Here is a 14,750-nt window from a genome sequence, read left to right on the forward strand (position 1 = left end):
CGGGTCGGGACGGGCCGCTGCCGGTGGTGTCACGGGCGGGGGAGAGCCGCCTCGATCAGCGCGTTCTGCTCGACCTCGTGCATCTTCGCGGAGCCGACCGCCGGTGCGGCGGCGGCCGGGCGGGAGATGCGGCGCAGCCGGACCTCGGGCAGGTGCTCCAGCAGGTTGAGCGCGACGAACGACCAGGCGCCCTGGTTGGCCGGCTCCTCCTGGACCCAGGCGAAGTCCTCGGCGTTCGGGTACTGCGCCAGCGCGGCCCGGACCTCCTCGACGGGCAGCGGGTAGAGCTGCTCCATCCGGATGATCGCGGTGTCCGTGACGCCCCGCTCCTGCCGGGCCTGGAACAGGTCGTAGTAGACCTTGCCCGAGCAGAGCAGCACCCGCTTGACCTGCTCCGGCGCCGGAGCAGCGGTGTCGGCCAGCACCGGGGAGAACGTCCCGGTGGTGAAGTCCTCCACCGGCGACACGCAGAGCTTGTGCCGCAGCAGCGACTTCGGCGTGAACACCACCAGCGGCTTGCGCTTGGGCGACAGGGCCTGGCGGCGCAGCAGGTGGAAGTAGTTCGCCGGGGTGGTCGGGATGGACACCCGCATGTTGTCCTCGGCGCAGAGCTGGAGGAACCGCTCCGGGCGGCCGGAGGTGTGGTCCGGGCCCTGGCCCTCGTGGCCGTGCGGCAGCAGCAGGGTCACCGCGGATCGCTGACCCCACTTCACCTCGCCGGAGGAGATGAACTCGTCGATCACCGACTGGGCGCCGTTGACGAAGTCACCGAACTGGGCCTCCCAGGCCACCAGCGCGTTGATGTTCTCCACCGAGTAGCCGTACTCGAAGCCCATGGCCGCGTACTCGGAGAGCAGCGAGTCGTGGACGAAGAAGCGCGACCGCTCGCCGTCGGCGGTGAGCGACTTCAGCGGCAGGTAGTCCTCGCCGGTCTTGGAGTCGACCACCGAGGCGTGCCGCTGGACGAACGTGCCGCGGCGCGAGTCCTGCCCGGCGAGCCGGACGGTGACGCCGTCGTGCAGCAGCGAGCCGAACGCGATGATCTCGGCGAAGCCCCAGTCGATGCCGCCCTCGACGGACATCTTGCGGCGCCGCTCCAGCAGTTGCTGGATCCGCTTGTGCGGGGTGAAGCCCTCCGGCAGGTTGACGTGCGCCTCACCGACCGCCTTGACCACGGCGGCGTCGGTGGCGGTGTCGACCTGCGGCTCCGGCTCATCCTCCCGGGCCGGGCGGCTGAGCTGACGCGGCGCGGTCGCCGCGTCCCGGGTGGCCTTGAAGACCCGCTCCAGCTGCCCCTGGTAGTCGCGCAGCAGCTCCTCGGCGTCCTCGACGGTGATGTCGCCGCGCCCGATCAGCTCCTCGGTGTAGAGCTTGCGGACCGACCGCTTCGAGTCGATGATCTTGTACATCTCCGGGTTGGACATCGACGGGTCGTCGCCCTCGTTGTGCCCGCGCCGGCGGTAGCAGACCATGTCGATCACGACGTCCTTGTTGAACGCCTGCCGGTACTCGAACGCGAGCCGGGCCACCCGGACCACGGCCTCCGGGTCGTCGCCGTTCACGTGGAAGATCGGCGCCTGGATCATCCGGGCCACGTCGGTGCTGTAGAGGCTGGACCGGCTGTACTCCGGGGCGGTGGTGAAGCCGACCTGGTTGTTCACGACCACGTGCACGGTGCCGCCGGTGCGGTAGCCGCGCAGCTGGGAGAGGTTGAGCGTCTCGGCGACCACGCCCTGGCCGGCGAAGGCGGCGTCACCGTGCACCGCGAGCGGCAGCACGGTGTAGCCCTCCAGCTTGAGGTCGATGCGGTCCTGCTTGGCCCGGACGATGCCCTCCAGCACCGGATCCACGGCCTCCAGGTGCGACGGGTTCGCCACCACCGACACCTTGACCGCGTGCTCGCCGTCCGGGGTGGTGAACTTGCCGTTCTGGCCGAGGTGGTACTTCACGTCGCCCGAGCCCTGCGTGGACCGCGGGTCGAGGTGCCCCTCGAACTCGGAGAAGATCTTCTCGTACGGCTTGCCGACGATGTTCGCCAGCACGTTGAGCCGGCCGCGGTGGGCCATGCCGATGACGACCTCGTCCAGCCCGGCCTCGGCGGAGCACTCCAGCACCTCGCCGAGCAGCGGGATCAGCGACTCGCCGCCCTCCAGCGAGAAACGCTTCTGGCCGACGTACTTGGTCTGCAGGAACGTCTCGAACGCCTCGGCGGCGTTGAGCCGGTTCAGCACGTGCTTCTGCTCGTCGGAGCTGGGCTTCTCGTACTTGCGCTCGACCCGCTCCTGGATCCAGCGCCGCTCCTCCGGGTCCTGGATGTGCATGTACTCGATGCCGACCCGGCGGCAGTACGAGTCACGCAACACGCCGAGGATCGAGCGCAGCTTCATCCGCTGCTGGCCGGCGAAGCCGTTGACCGGGAAGACGCGGTCGAGGTCCCACAGCGTGAGCCCGTGCTGGAGCACGTCCAGGTCCGGGTGCTTGCGGATCTTGAACTCCAGCGGGTCGGTGTCGGCCATCAGGTGGCCGCGCACCCGGTACGCGTGGATCAGCTCGTGCACCCGCGCGGTCTTGTTGATCTGGCCCTCGCTGTCGACGGCCACGTCGCGCATCCAGCGCACCGGCTCGTACGGGATGCGCAGCGAGGTGAAGATGTCGTCGTAGAAGCCGCGCTCGCCGAGCAGCAGCTCGTGCATGACCTTCAGGAACTCGCCGGACTGCGCGCCCTGGATGATCCGGTGGTCGTAGGTGCTGGTCAGCGTGATGACCTTGCTGACCGCGTTCTCGGCCAGGGTGGCCTCGCTCATGCCCTGGTAGGGGGCCGGGTATTCCATCGCGCCGACGCCGATGATGGCGCTCTGCCCCTGCATCAGACGCGGGATCGAGTGCACCGTGCCGATGCCGCCCGGGTTGGTCAGCGAGATCGTGGTGCCGGAGTAGTCCTCCATGGTCAGCTCGTTGCGGCGGGCGCGCCGGACCACGTCCTCGTACGCCTGCCAGAACTGCCGGAAGTCCATCTGCTCGCAGCCCTTGATGGACGGCACCACCAGGTTGCGCGAGCCGTCCGGCTTGACCAGGTCGATCGCGATGCCCAGGTTGACGTGTTCCGGGCGGAGCATCGCCGGCTTGCCGTCGACCTCGGCGAAGGAGTTGTTCATCTCCGGGTGCTCGACGACCGCGCGGACGAGCGCGTACCCGATCAGGTGGGTGAAGCTGACCTTGCCGCCGCGACCGCGGGTCAGGTGGTTGTTGATCACGATGCGGTTGTCGACGAGCAGCTTGGCCGGGACGGAGCGCACGCTGGTGGCGGTCGGGACGGCGAGCGACGCGTCCATGTTCTGCACGATCTTGGCGGCGACGCCGCGCAGCGGCGTGGTGCCCGCGGCGCTCGCGGTCGGCGCCTTGGCGGCCGGCTTGGCCGGGGCGGACTTCTTGGCCGGCTCGGGCGCCTTCGCCGCCGGCTTGGCGGCGGGCTTGGCCGGGGCGGGCGCGGCCTTGGGGGCGGCCTTCGGCTCGGTCTTGGCGGGCTGCGCGGTGACAGTGGCCACCGCTTCCTGCTGCTCGGCCGGCTCCGGCTTCGCGGCCGGCTTGGCCTGCCCGTCCGGGCGCGGTGTGGCGGCGCCCGGGGCCGGCCGGTAGTCGGCGAAGAAGTCGTGCCAGGCCGAATCGACGCTCGAGGGGTCGGCGAGGTAGCGCTGGTACATCTCCTCGACGATCCACTCGTTCGGGCCGAAACCCGCCAGTGGGTTCTCCTGCGAAGTCTGCTGGGTCGACACGGCCGCTAATCGCCTCTTTCACGCGGTTGTGAATGTCACGGTGGCCCCCGGTGACCCCCGGTTGCCGACGCTGGGTAAACCGATGCCAAGGCTACGCCGTGCGCTGCGCGCAGGCATTCTCGCCTCCGGCTGGTGGTCCGTTTCACAGAAGATGCCAGAAGTTCGGCAAACGCTGCGTGATCCGCCGACTCCTGCTAGACGAGCAGGACCCCGGCCGACGACGTCCGTCATCGACCGGGGTCCGTTCCGACCGTGAGGTCAGGAGATGTCGCGCTTGCGGATCGTGGCGACGCCGATCGCGCCGGCCACCACCGCGTATCCGATCAGCACGAGGGCGCCGGCCCACTGCGGCGGGTTGCCCGGGATGTCGGTGTCGCCGCCCACCATGAGCCCGGAGGCGAGCGACGGGACCAGCAGCTGGAGCTTGTTGATCCAGTCGCCGTACCGCGCCGCGAGGAGGCTGAGGACGATGACCGCGCCGATCGCGCCGCCCAGGTAGAACAGGATGCCGGTCACCGTGGCCCCGATCTGGCTGCGGATCAGCACGCCGAGCCCGACGCCGAGTACCGACCAGAGCAGGTAGGCCAGGCCGTTGAGCGCGATCGCCCGCCAGACGGCGCCGCTGCCGAGCTGCGAGCCGACGTCCACCGAGTTGAGGATCACCGGCGAGATGATCAGGTTCAGCACGGTGGTGACGAGCCAGAACAGCAGCGCGAGCACGCCGGCCGCGGCCAGCTTGGCCAGCATCACCGCGGTGCGGTGCGGCGCCGTGAGGAACGTGGTGGTCACCGTCTGGTGGAAGAACTCGCTGGTCACCACCACGATGCCCAGCAGCAGCACGATGAGCAGCCCGAAGAACTGGCCGTTGGTGTAGAGGTTGGCCGCCAGGTTGTCGGCGGCCGAGATGGCCTGCAACTGGTCGGACTGGTCGGCCGGCACCTCGCCGAAGTCCCCGCCGGCCAGCGCATCGGTCTGCAACCAGTTGAAGAACAGCGTGAGCGCCCACAGCGCCAGGCTGATCAACCCGAAGATCCACCAGGTGCTGGTGGTACGGATCTTGAGCAGTTCGGATCGGACAAGCGTCATCGGATCTCCGCCTTTCCGGCCGTCAGCTCCAGGAAGACCCCTTCGAGGTCGGGGCGCTCGGTGGTCAGCTCGTGCAGCTCGACCTTGGCGGCCAGCGCGACCCGGCCCACCGTCGGCGCGTCCACGCCGGTCACCAGCAGCGCGCCGTGCGGGTCGGTGTCGACGGTGGCCGACTGCTCGCGCAGCGCCGCGGCCAGGTCGTCGGCCTGCGGGGTACGCACCCGCACCTGCACGTCGTGCGTCATCGAAGCCATCACCTGGTCGACCGGACCCTGCCGGACCAGCTTGCCGGCCGCGATGATCACCACGTCGTCGGCGAGCAGCTGCATCTCGGAGAGCAGGTGGCTGGAGACCAGCACCGTACGTCCCTCGGCGGCCAGCCCCTTGAGGAAGCCGCGCATCCAGCGGATGCCCTCCGGGTCCAGGCCGTTGGCCGGCTCGTCCAGGATCAGCACCTGCGGGTTGCCGAGCATCGCGGCCGCGATGCCGAGCCGCTGCTTCATACCCAGCGAGTAGCCCTTGAACTTGCGCTTCGCCGCGGGCGAGAGCCCGACCAGGGCGAGCGCCTCGTCGGCGCGCTCCTTCGGCAGGCCCGCCGCCGCGCAGATCACCCGCAGGTGGTTGATGCCGGTGCGGCCCTTGTGCGCGCTGGACGCCTCCAGCACCGCGCCGACCGTACGCAGCGGGTCGGTCAGGTCGGCGTACCGGCTGCCGCCGATGGTGGCCGTGCCGGCGCTCGGCGTCACCAGGTTGAGCAGCATGCGCAGCGTGGTCGTCTTACCGGCGCCGTTGGGGCCGAGGAAGCCGGTGACCCGGCCCGGCTCGACCGTGAACGACAGGTTGTCCACCGCGCGGACGGTCTTGTATTGCTTGGTCAGGCCGGACACGATGATCTGGCCGGTCCCGGCACTGGGGCGTGGCTGCCCGTCGGACATCATTCTCCTCTCCTGCCCCGGCGGGCTCGACGCGCGCCGGTGGGGGCGCCGTTGCGGGGCGCCCCGCAACAGCCTTCCAACCCGGCGCAAGGGGGTCAATCAGGCGGGACGCGTACGCGCCGTCCTCCTCAGGGAGGAGATCAGGCCGTCGGCAGCGCCACCCAGGTGGCCCGGGCGCGGCCGAGCAGTGCGCCGTCCGAACCGTACAGGCTGGTGTGCACCTCGGCCCTGCGTCCCTCGCCGCCGACCGCGAGGCCGGTCACCACGCACTCGTCGCCGGGCCGAGGCAGCGCCGTGACCTGCGCGGCGATCCGCCCCAGCACGTACGGCCGGCCGGGTGCCAGCACCGCCCAGCCGCCCGGGCAGTCCAGCGCCGCCCACACCGTCGCGGGCACCACAGCGGCCAGCGCACGGAACGGCGCGGCGGTCCGCCCGTCCGGCAGCCGTCCGGGGAAGATCCGCAGCCCGTCCGGGTTCGCCGGACCGCAGACGTAGCAGCGGGGGAACGGGTGGTCGACCAGGCCGGGGTACGCCCGCGCGGCCTCGGCCGCCGTCGTCAGGTCCACCGGCGGCACCATCGCGTCGAGCGGCTCGACCCGGCGTACCTGGGCGATCAGGTGGCCGTCCGGATCGCGTACCTCGCCGTCGGCGGCGGCCAGCGGGGTGTCCAGCGGTGGCGGCCGGCGCAACGTGACCTCCACCGGGCCCCGGTCGTCGATCAGCGCGGCGAAGATCCCGGCGCTCCAGCCTCCGTTGCCGGAGCCGTCCGGCCCCTGGAAGCGGGCCTCGACCAGCATGTGCACCTCCGGGTTCAGCTCCGCCGGCGCCGTCGCGGGCGGTCCGCCCGGCAGCGTCGCACACGCCGTCCCGCCCCGGCCGTCCCGGTTCGCACGCCGCCGCCGGCCGGCGTTCACCGGATCGACACCCCTCATCCCGTCCGGTGGCAACCCGCGGCACCTACACAGGAGCCATGGCCGTTCTGCACGCCGCTGGCGCACCGCTCACGACCAGCGGTTACACCCTGCTGATCGCCGACGACCCGACTCTGGTCGCGGCCGCGCAACGCCTGCGCCACGAGGTGTTCGCCGGCGAACTCGGCGCCACGGTGCCGACCGCCGCCACCGGGCTCGACACCGACGAGTTCGACGCGCACTGCGACCACCTGGTGGTGGTGCGTGAGGGCACCGGCGAGGTCGTCGGCACGTACCGGCTGCTGCCGCCCGGCCGCACCGACCGCCGGTACGCCGACGCCGAGTTCGACCTGGGCCCGCTGGCCCCGCTCCGCGACCAGTTGGTCGAGGCGGGCCGCTCCTGCGTCCACCCGGACCACCGCACCGGCGCCGTGATCAACCTCATGTGGGCCGGGATCTGCCGTTACCTGCACCTGCGCGGTGCCCGGTGGCTCGGTGGCTGCGCCTCGGTGCCGGTCGCCGACGGCGGGACCGCCGCCACGCAGGTGTGGGCCGAGGTCACCGCCCGGCACCTCGCCCCGCCGCTGCTTCGGGTCACCCCGCGCCGGCCCTGGTTCGCCGAGGCGCAGGCCGCCGACCTCGCCGCGCTCACCCCGGCGCAACGCCGGGCGCTCGTGCCGCCGCTGCTGCGCGGCTACCTGCGGCTCGGCGCCTGGGTGGCCGGGGAGCCGGCGTACGACAGGGACTTCGGCTGCGCCGACTTCTACGTGCTGTTCTCGCTGGACCGGATGAACCCGCGCTATCTGCGGCACTTCCTCGGCGAGGCCGGGTCGTGACCGCCGCCGCTGTTCCCGGGCTCGGCGCGGACCTGGGCGTGGGCGTCGAGGGGGAGGGCCTGTGGCGGCCCACCTCGGGCTGCGGGCCGTACTGCCTGCCGCCGCCGGCCGCCCCGGACGTGTCGCGGCTGCGCCGGGCGGGACGGCTGCTGGGCGTACTCGGCATGTTGCCGGCCGGGGTGGGTCTGGCCGTGCTGCTGCCGCTGCTGCCCGCCGGCCGGGGCCAGGCCGCGTTGCGCGGCTGGGCACTGTGGACGCTGCGTGCCCTCGGGATCCGGTTGCTGGTCGGAGGACGGGCGCCGCGCGGGCGCGCGCTGCTGGTCGCCAACCACGTCTCCTGGCTGGACATCCTGGCGGTGCTGGCCGTGTCACCGGCCCGGATGGTGGCGAAGCGTGAGGTCCGGAGCTGGCCGTTGGTGGGCGCGCTGGCCGCCTCGGCGGGCACCGTCTTCGTGGACCGGTCCCGGCCGCGTGACCTGCCGGCCACCGTCGCGCGGGTGGCCGGCGCGCTGCGGTCCGGCCGGTCGGTGGCGGTGTTCCCGGAGGGTACGACCTGGTGCGGCGCCGCGACGGACTGCCGGCCGGGCCGCGGCTTCCGCCCGGCGATGTTCGAGGCCGCCGTGGCGGCGGGCGCGCCGGTGGTGCCGTTGCGCATCGGCTACCGGTACGCGGGCGACCCGAGCACGCTGCCCGCCTTCCTGGGTGAGGAGACGCTCTGGGCCTCGGTACGCCGGGTGTTCGCCGCCCGGGACCTGACCGTGTCGGTGACGGTGAGCGCCGCGCTGCACCCGGCAGAGGGTGCGGACCGCAGGGCGCTGGCTCGGATCGCCGAGGCCGCGATCCACCCGACTCCTCGTCCCGTGCTCGCGACCCGGCTCGACCTGGCGGCCTGACCCGCCGGGCCGGAGACGCGACATAGTCGCGATAGTGTCTTGTTCAGTCGCGATGTATCGCGTTATGCTCCTCGCAACACCTGGCGCGCCGTCGATCGGCCCGCCGACGAGGGGAGCGTGTCATGGCCAGTTGGACGGTCGACAACCCGCAGCGGATCACGCTGGACGAGCCGATCACCCGGCTCGACGCCGAGCTGATCAGCGGTCGGCTCAACGTGGTCGGCGCCGACGGTCCGGCCCGGGTCGACGTGACCCGGATCAGCAACAGGCCGCTCCTCGTCGAGGTGCGCGACGGGCGGCTGACGATCCGGCACAAGCGCAAGCCCGGCCTGCTCGGCATCTTCTCCTGGTTCGGCAACCGGATCCGGGCCGAGGTGTCGGTCGCCGTTCCGCCGGACGTGCTCGCCACCCTGTCGGTGGTCAGCGGCGCGCTCGTCGCCTCCGGGCTGCGCCGGGAGACCCGGGTCGACGTCACCTCCGGCCAGGTCACGCTGCGCGGGCTGCGGGGGCGCACCAGCGCGAAGGTCATCTCCGGGCCGGTCGAGGCGCTCGGCATCGGCGGCGACCTGGACCTGGAGACGGTGTCCGGCGAGCTGATCCTGGCCGACAGCGCGCCCGAGCGGGTCCGCGCCCACGCCGTCTCCGGCTCGATCACCTGCGACCTGGACAACCCGCGCGGCAGCGAGATCCGGCTCAGTGCCATCTCCGGCAGCATCACCGTGCGGGTCCGCGAGGACAGCGACCTCACGGTGCACCTGCACACCACCTCGGGCAAGATCACCAGCGGCTTCCCGCAGGTGGACAGCGGTGGGCGCGGCCTGGGCTCGATCAAGGACAGCCACGGTGTGCTCGGCGGGGGTGCGGGTAGGCTCTGGGCCTCCGCGACCTCCGGCAGCATCGCGCTGCTCGCCCGCCCGGTCGCGCCCGCCGACCATGTGGAGGACGTGCCGTGACCGCCGTGTTCAGCCACGGCCGGCTCCGGCTCTACCTGCTGAAGCTGCTCGACGACGGCCCGAAGCACGGCTACGAGCTGATCCGTCTGCTGGAGGAGCGCTTCCTCGGCCTGTACGCGCCCAGCGCCGGCACCATCTACCCGCGCCTGCAACGGCTGGAGGCCGAAGGGCTGGTCACCCACACCGCCGCGGGCGGGCGCAAGGTCTACGAGATCACCGAAGCGGGCCGCGCCGAACTGCGGCAGCGCGCCGACGAGCTGTCGACGCTGGAGAGCGACATCGGCGCCGCCGTCGAGGATCTGTCCGCGCTGGCCGGGGAGATCCGCACCGAGGTACGCGGATCGGTGCGCGACCTGAAGCGGGAGCTGCGCGAGGTGGCCCGGCAGACCCGGCAGGGCGGCTGGACGGCGTCCGCCGGCGCCCGGCCGGCGGGCGACGGGGGATCGGCCCGCCCGGACGACTCGCCGCTGCTCGCCGACTTCGACCAGCGGTTGGCCGCGTTCACCGTCGAGGTCGGGGCGCTGGTCCGGGCCCGGCGGCTCAGCGACAACCAGCTCCGTACCGCGATCCGGCTGCTCGACGGCGCGCTGGAAGGGCTGCGGCGGCTGCTCCGCTGATCTCACAGGTTGTTTCCAGCCGGCACCCAGCGCGACCGCAGCCGGAGCGCGGATGATGGGTCGCATGGCGGCTACCCAGACCGAGGCCCGGCTTCTCGTCGTCGAGGACGACCCCAACATCCTCGAACTTCTCTCCGCGAGCCTGCGCTTCGCGGGCTTCGACGTGGCGACCGCGACCAGCGGCAGCGCCGCCCTGAACGCCGCCAAGGACCACCGGCCCGACCTGGTGGTGCTCGACGTGATGCTGCCCGACCTGGACGGCTTCGAGGTCATCCGGATGCTGCGCGAGGGCGGTACCCGTACCCCGGTGGTCTTCCTGACCGCGCGCGACGCCACCGACGACAAGATCCGTGGGCTCACCCTGGGCGGCGACGACTACGTCACCAAGCCGTTCAGCCTGGAGGAGCTGACCGCCCGGATCCGGGCCGTGCTGCGGCGTACCGCGACCGGCGAGCAGACCCCGTCCCGCCTCACCTTCGCCGACCTGGAGCTGGACGAGGAGACGCACGAGGTGCACCGGGCCGGCCAGCGCGTGCAGCTGTCGCCGACCGAGTTCAAGCTGCTGCGCTACCTGATGCTCAACGCCAACCGGGTGCTCAGCAAGGCGCAGATCCTCGACCACGTCTGGAACTACGACTTCCGCGGTGACGACAACATCGTCGAGTCGTACATCTCGTACCTGCGGCGCAAGGTCGACAACACCCAGCCCCGCCTGATCCACACGCTCAGGGGAGTGGGATACGTGCTACGCAAGCCGGCGGCGTGAACGTCGTCCACGACGCGAAGGGCAGGCTGCGCAGCGTCCCGCTCCGGCTGAAGCTCGTCGCCGCCGTCCTCGCGCTCGTGGCTGTGGCGCTCGTCGTGATCAGCGGCCTGACGGCGTTCCTGCTGCGCAACTATCTGATCGGGCAGGCGGACGACCAGCTCCGCGGCGGCGCGTACACGGTGGCCAACACGCTCGACAAGGCCGGCGGCGGCCCGATCAAGATCACCATTCCGTCGGACTACGTGGCGTCCGTCATGGCACCCGGCGAGCTGCCGGAGGAGCCGACGCGCTACGAGAACCTGCGCGAAGAGGAACTGCCCCGCTTCCCCACCGAATTCGCGGGCTACCAGGAGCGGGTGGGTGACCCGTTCACCGTGCGCTCCGAGGACGGCCGCAGCCGGTGGCGGATGCTCTACACCGCCCTGCCCGACGGGCGGATCATCGCGCTCGGGCAGCACCTCACCGGCGTCGACTCCGCGGTCGGGCGACTGGTGTGGATAGACCTCCTGGTCGGGGGCGCGGTGCTGATCTCGCTGGCGTCCGTCGGCGCCGGGATCGTCCGTACCAGCCTGAAGCCGCTGGTGGAGATAGAGCGTACGGCGGCGGCCATCGCCGGCGGTGACCTGACCCGGCGGGTGCCCGACCCGGAGGAGGGGCGGTCGTGCCCGACCTCGGAGCTGGGCCGCCTGTCCCGGGCGCTGAACGCCATGCTGGCGCAGATCGAGGCCGCGTTCACCGCGCGGGCCGCCTCCGAGGCGGCGGCGCGCAGCGCCGAGATGGGCGCACGGGACGCCGCCGCGTACGCGCAGGCGTCGGAGGCGCGGGCCCGCCGGTCCGAGGAGCGGATGCGGCAGTTCATCGCGGACGCCTCGCACGAGCTGCGCACGCCGCTGACCACCATCAGAGGCTTCGCCGAGCTGTACCGGCAGGGCGCGGCCCGCGCGCCGGAGCAGACCGCGGACCTGCTGCGCCGCATCGAGGACGAGGCGTCCCGGATGGGTCTGCTGGTGGAGGACCTGCTGCTGCTGGCCCGGATGGACCGGGAACGGCCGATCGCGTTGAGCCCGGTCGAGCTGCCGGTGCTGGCGTCCGACGCGGTCCAGGCGGCCCGGGTGGTCGACCCGGACCGGCGGATCGAGCTGGAGCGGGAGCCGGGCTCCGGCCCGCTGGTGGTGCTCGGCGACGACGCCCGGCTGCGCCAGGTGATCGGCAACCTGATGACGAACGCGCTCACCCACACCCCGTCCGACGCCTCGGTGACGCTGCGGCTGCGGGCGGAGGCGGGCAACCTCGCCGTGGTGGAGGTGGCGGACACCGGTCCGGGCCTCACCCCGGAGCAGGCCGAGCGCGTCTTCGAGCGGTTCTACCGGGTGGACGCGGCGCGTACCCGCCGGGCCGGCGGACCGATCAGCACCGGCCTCGGCCTGGCCATCGTGGCCGCGCTCGTCGCCGCGCACCACGGCACGGTCGAGGTGGCGGAGACGCCGGGCGGCGGGGCGACGTTCCGGGTGAAGCTGCCGCTGCTGCCCGAGGCGCCCGAGCCGGGCGAGTGACATTCAGAAAACTTCCAGGCGGATTCCAGGCTGGTGACAGTGCTACGGGGAAAGCTGGTGACATGACCGACCACGAGACCGATCCGCAGCGGTCGCCGGCCCCCGCCGACGCCGAGCCGTCGCACCACACCGCCGAGCTGCCCCGCGTCGAGAGCGGGACGTCGGACTCCTCCACCACCCCGGCCGCGGCGTCGGTTCCGGCCGACTCCCCGGCCGCCGGAACCAGCACGCCCGCCGGACACACGAACCCGGCGGAGAGCGCCGGCAACGCCGCGCCCGCCGGGCCGTACCCGCCGCAGCCGGCGACGCCGTCCGCGCCGCCGTACCCGGCCTCGGGGCAGCCGCAGCAGCCCCACCCGTGGTACGGGCAGCAGCACCAGCAGGGCGGCTGGAACCAGCAGGCCGCCGGCGGCTACCCGTCCACACAGCACGGCGGCCCGGTGCCGTCGTACCAGGCACAGCCGTACCAGACGCAGCAGGGCTACCAGCCCTACCAGCCCGGGCAGCCGATGCCGCAGTGGGGCCCGCAGCAGCCGGCCCGCCCCAGCCGTGCCGGGAAGTTCGTCGGCGCGGGCGCGCTGGCACTGGTCCTGATGCTCGGCTCCGGCGCAGCCGGCGGCGCGCTCGCCCTCGCGCTCGACGAGGGCGGCCCCACCCGCACCTACTCCTCCGCCCCGGTCATCAACAGCGCCGACCTGCCCAAGATCGCGGCCTCCGTCCAGGACAGCATCGTCACGATCATGACGAACAGCGGTGAGGGTTCCGGGGTGATCCTCAGCGCCGACGGGTTCGTGCTCACCAACAACCACGTCGTCGCCGGCGCGGGTGGCGACACCGTGCGGGTGGTCTTCGCCGACGGCAAGAGCGCCTCCGCGAAGATCGTCGGCACCGACCCGAAGACCGACCTCGCGGTGGTCCGGGCCGGCGGCATGAGCGACCTGAAGGCGGCCAAGTTCGGCGACAGCGACGCCATGCAGGTCGGTGACCAGGTGCTCGCCCTGGGCAGCCCGCTCGGCCTCCAGGGCTCGGTCACCGCCGGCATCCTCAGCGCCCGCGACCGCACCATCCAGGCGGGGGAGGGTGGCCAGCAGAACCCGCAGCAGGGCGCCAGCTCGATCTCCGGCCTGCTCCAGACCGACGCCCCGATCAACCCGGGCAACTCCGGCGGCGCGCTCGTCAACACCCGGGGCGAGGTGATCGGCATCAACACCGCCATCGCCACCGCCGGGCAGGGCAGCACCGGAAACATCGGCGTCGGCTTCGCCATCCCGAGCAACAAGGCCAAGGACGTGGCCGAGAAGCTCCAGCGCGGCGAGAAGATCAGCCACCCGTCGCTCGGGGTGAGCGTGAACGGCGCCGAGGACGGTGGGGCGCTGGTCGCCGCCGTCACGCCCGGCAGCCCCGCCGAGAAGGCCGGGATCCAGCGCGGCGATGTGATCACCAAGTTCGGCAACAAGGTGATCAACGACTCGAACGACCTGGTCGGCGCCGTGCAGGCCGGCAAGGTCGGTGACCGGGTCGAGGTGCAGTACAAGCGAAACGGATCCACCGAGAACGCAACCGTGACGCTCGCCGAGACGTCATAGTCCCGAGGACCTGCCTCCCTCCTGGGCGGCGGGTGACGGAGCCAAGGGGGTTGGCTCCGTCACCCGCCGCCCCTCCTCGTTTCTCACCCGGTACGGGTGAGCGCGCCTCACCCGTACCGGCGGCACGCTCGGGACATGACCACCACGTCCGCCGTGCGTACCGACCAGGAGATCCAGCGCGACGTCCTCGCCGAACTGGACTGGGACGCGCAGACCCGGGCCACCGAGGTCGGCGTGACGGTCTCGCAGGGCGTCGTCACCCTCACCGGGCAGGTGGACAGCTACGCCCGGCGGTGGGCCGTCGAGCGATGCGCCCACCGGGTACGCGGCGTACGGGCGGTCGCCAGTGACCTGGCGGTCGACCTACCCGCCACGGACCTGCGTACCGACGCCGACATCGCGATCGCGGCGAGCCGGGCACTGGAGTGGGACAGCTTCGTGCCCGCCGAGCGGCTGGACGTCACGGTGGCCGACGGCTGGGTGATGCTCCGCGGCGAGGTCGAGTTCGGCCTCCAGCGCCGTACCGCCGAACGGGAGCTGCGCCGGCTGCGCGGCGTACGCGGGGTGACGAACCTGGTCGAGGTGCGGCCACCGACCCCGCCGAGCGACGAGCAGAAGCGGCTCGACCTGCGCCGCCTGCTGCTACGGCGTACCGGAACCGAGCGGATCGACGCCCGGGTCGACGGCGACACGGTGGTGCTCGACGGCGTGGTGAGCGCCTGGTGGCAGCGGGAGGACGCGGAACGGGCCGCCTGGGCACTGCCCGGCGTACGGGAGGTGCACGTCGGGATCGTGGTGGCCGGCTGACCGGCTGTCGTTTACCGCGGGCCGGGTCGGGAAC

Annotated in this window: 12 protein-coding genes; 8 read left to right on the forward strand and 4 right to left on the reverse strand. The window is 72.4% G+C overall.

Annotated elements, in window-relative coordinates:
* Positions 1–29 precede the first annotated feature (29 nt).
* The 4 genes from GA0070562_RS16525 to GA0070562_RS16540 all read right to left on the reverse strand — a co-directional run bounded on the left by GA0070562_RS16525 (position 30) and on the right by GA0070562_RS16540 (position 6,591).
* Complete coding sequence (locus tag GA0070562_RS16525) at positions 30–3,773, reverse strand: multifunctional oxoglutarate decarboxylase/oxoglutarate dehydrogenase thiamine pyrophosphate-binding subunit/dihydrolipoyllysine-residue succinyltransferase subunit (protein WP_091422369.1); 3,744 nt, start codon at positions 3,771–3,773, stop codon at positions 30–32.
* A gap of 258 nt (positions 3,774–4,031) precedes the next feature.
* A complete protein-coding gene (locus tag GA0070562_RS16530; protein ID WP_091422372.1) occupies positions 4,032–4,859 on the reverse strand; it encodes an ABC transporter permease in 828 nt (275 codons plus the stop codon).
* Entirely contained in the window at positions 4,856–5,797 is a 942-nt protein-coding gene (locus GA0070562_RS16535) for an ABC transporter ATP-binding protein (protein WP_372443388.1), read from the reverse strand. Before GA0070562_RS16535 ends, GA0070562_RS16530 begins: the two co-directional genes overlap by 4 nt.
* Before the next feature lie 137 nt (positions 5,798–5,934).
* Positions 5,935–6,591: a hypothetical protein gene (locus tag GA0070562_RS16540; protein WP_091423267.1), complete on the reverse strand. Its 657-nt coding sequence runs from the start codon at positions 6,589–6,591 to the stop codon at positions 5,935–5,937.
* Positions 6,592–6,764: 173 nt separating this feature from the next.
* Here GA0070562_RS16540 and GA0070562_RS16545 point away from each other — a divergent pair, with 173 nt between their 5' ends.
* From GA0070562_RS16545 to GA0070562_RS16580, 8 genes are all read left to right on the forward strand, one after another.
* Entirely contained in the window at positions 6,765–7,541 is a 777-nt protein-coding gene (locus GA0070562_RS16545; RefSeq protein WP_091422375.1) for a GNAT family N-acetyltransferase, read from the forward strand.
* Entirely contained in the window at positions 7,538–8,434 is an 897-nt protein-coding gene (locus tag GA0070562_RS16550; RefSeq protein WP_091422380.1) for a lysophospholipid acyltransferase family protein, read from the forward strand. The genes GA0070562_RS16545 and GA0070562_RS16550 overlap by 4 nt, the downstream gene beginning before the upstream one ends.
* 122 nt (positions 8,435–8,556) lie before the next feature.
* On the forward strand, positions 8,557–9,387 hold the full coding sequence (locus GA0070562_RS16555; protein WP_091422383.1) for a DUF4097 family beta strand repeat-containing protein: 831 nt from the start codon (positions 8,557–8,559) through the stop codon (positions 9,385–9,387).
* Positions 9,384–10,004, forward strand: a complete 621-nt coding sequence (locus tag GA0070562_RS16560) for a PadR family transcriptional regulator (protein ID WP_091422387.1) — start codon at positions 9,384–9,386, stop codon at positions 10,002–10,004. The genes GA0070562_RS16555 and GA0070562_RS16560 overlap by 4 nt, the downstream gene beginning before the upstream one ends.
* Positions 10,005–10,068: 64 nt before the next feature.
* Positions 10,069–10,770, forward strand: a complete 702-nt coding sequence (locus GA0070562_RS16565) for a response regulator transcription factor (protein ID WP_018784806.1) — start codon at positions 10,069–10,071, stop codon at positions 10,768–10,770.
* A complete protein-coding gene (locus GA0070562_RS16570) occupies positions 10,767–12,323 on the forward strand; it encodes a sensor histidine kinase (protein ID WP_091422390.1) in 1,557 nt (518 codons plus the stop codon). Before GA0070562_RS16565 ends, GA0070562_RS16570 begins: the two co-directional genes overlap by 4 nt.
* A gap of 62 nt (positions 12,324–12,385) precedes the next feature.
* Positions 12,386–13,909 carry a S1C family serine protease gene (locus tag GA0070562_RS16575; protein WP_091422394.1) on the forward strand — a complete coding sequence of 508 codons (1,524 nt, stop codon included), beginning with the start codon at positions 12,386–12,388 and terminating at the stop codon, positions 13,907–13,909.
* 135 nt (positions 13,910–14,044) lie between these two features.
* Entirely contained in the window at positions 14,045–14,716 is a 672-nt protein-coding gene (locus GA0070562_RS16580) for a BON domain-containing protein (RefSeq protein WP_091422397.1), read from the forward strand.
* Positions 14,717–14,750 lie beyond the last annotated feature (34 nt).

This window comes from Micromonospora tulbaghiae, from assembly GCF_900091605.1.
GTDB lineage: Bacteria > Actinomycetota > Actinomycetes > Mycobacteriales > Micromonosporaceae > Micromonospora > Micromonospora tulbaghiae.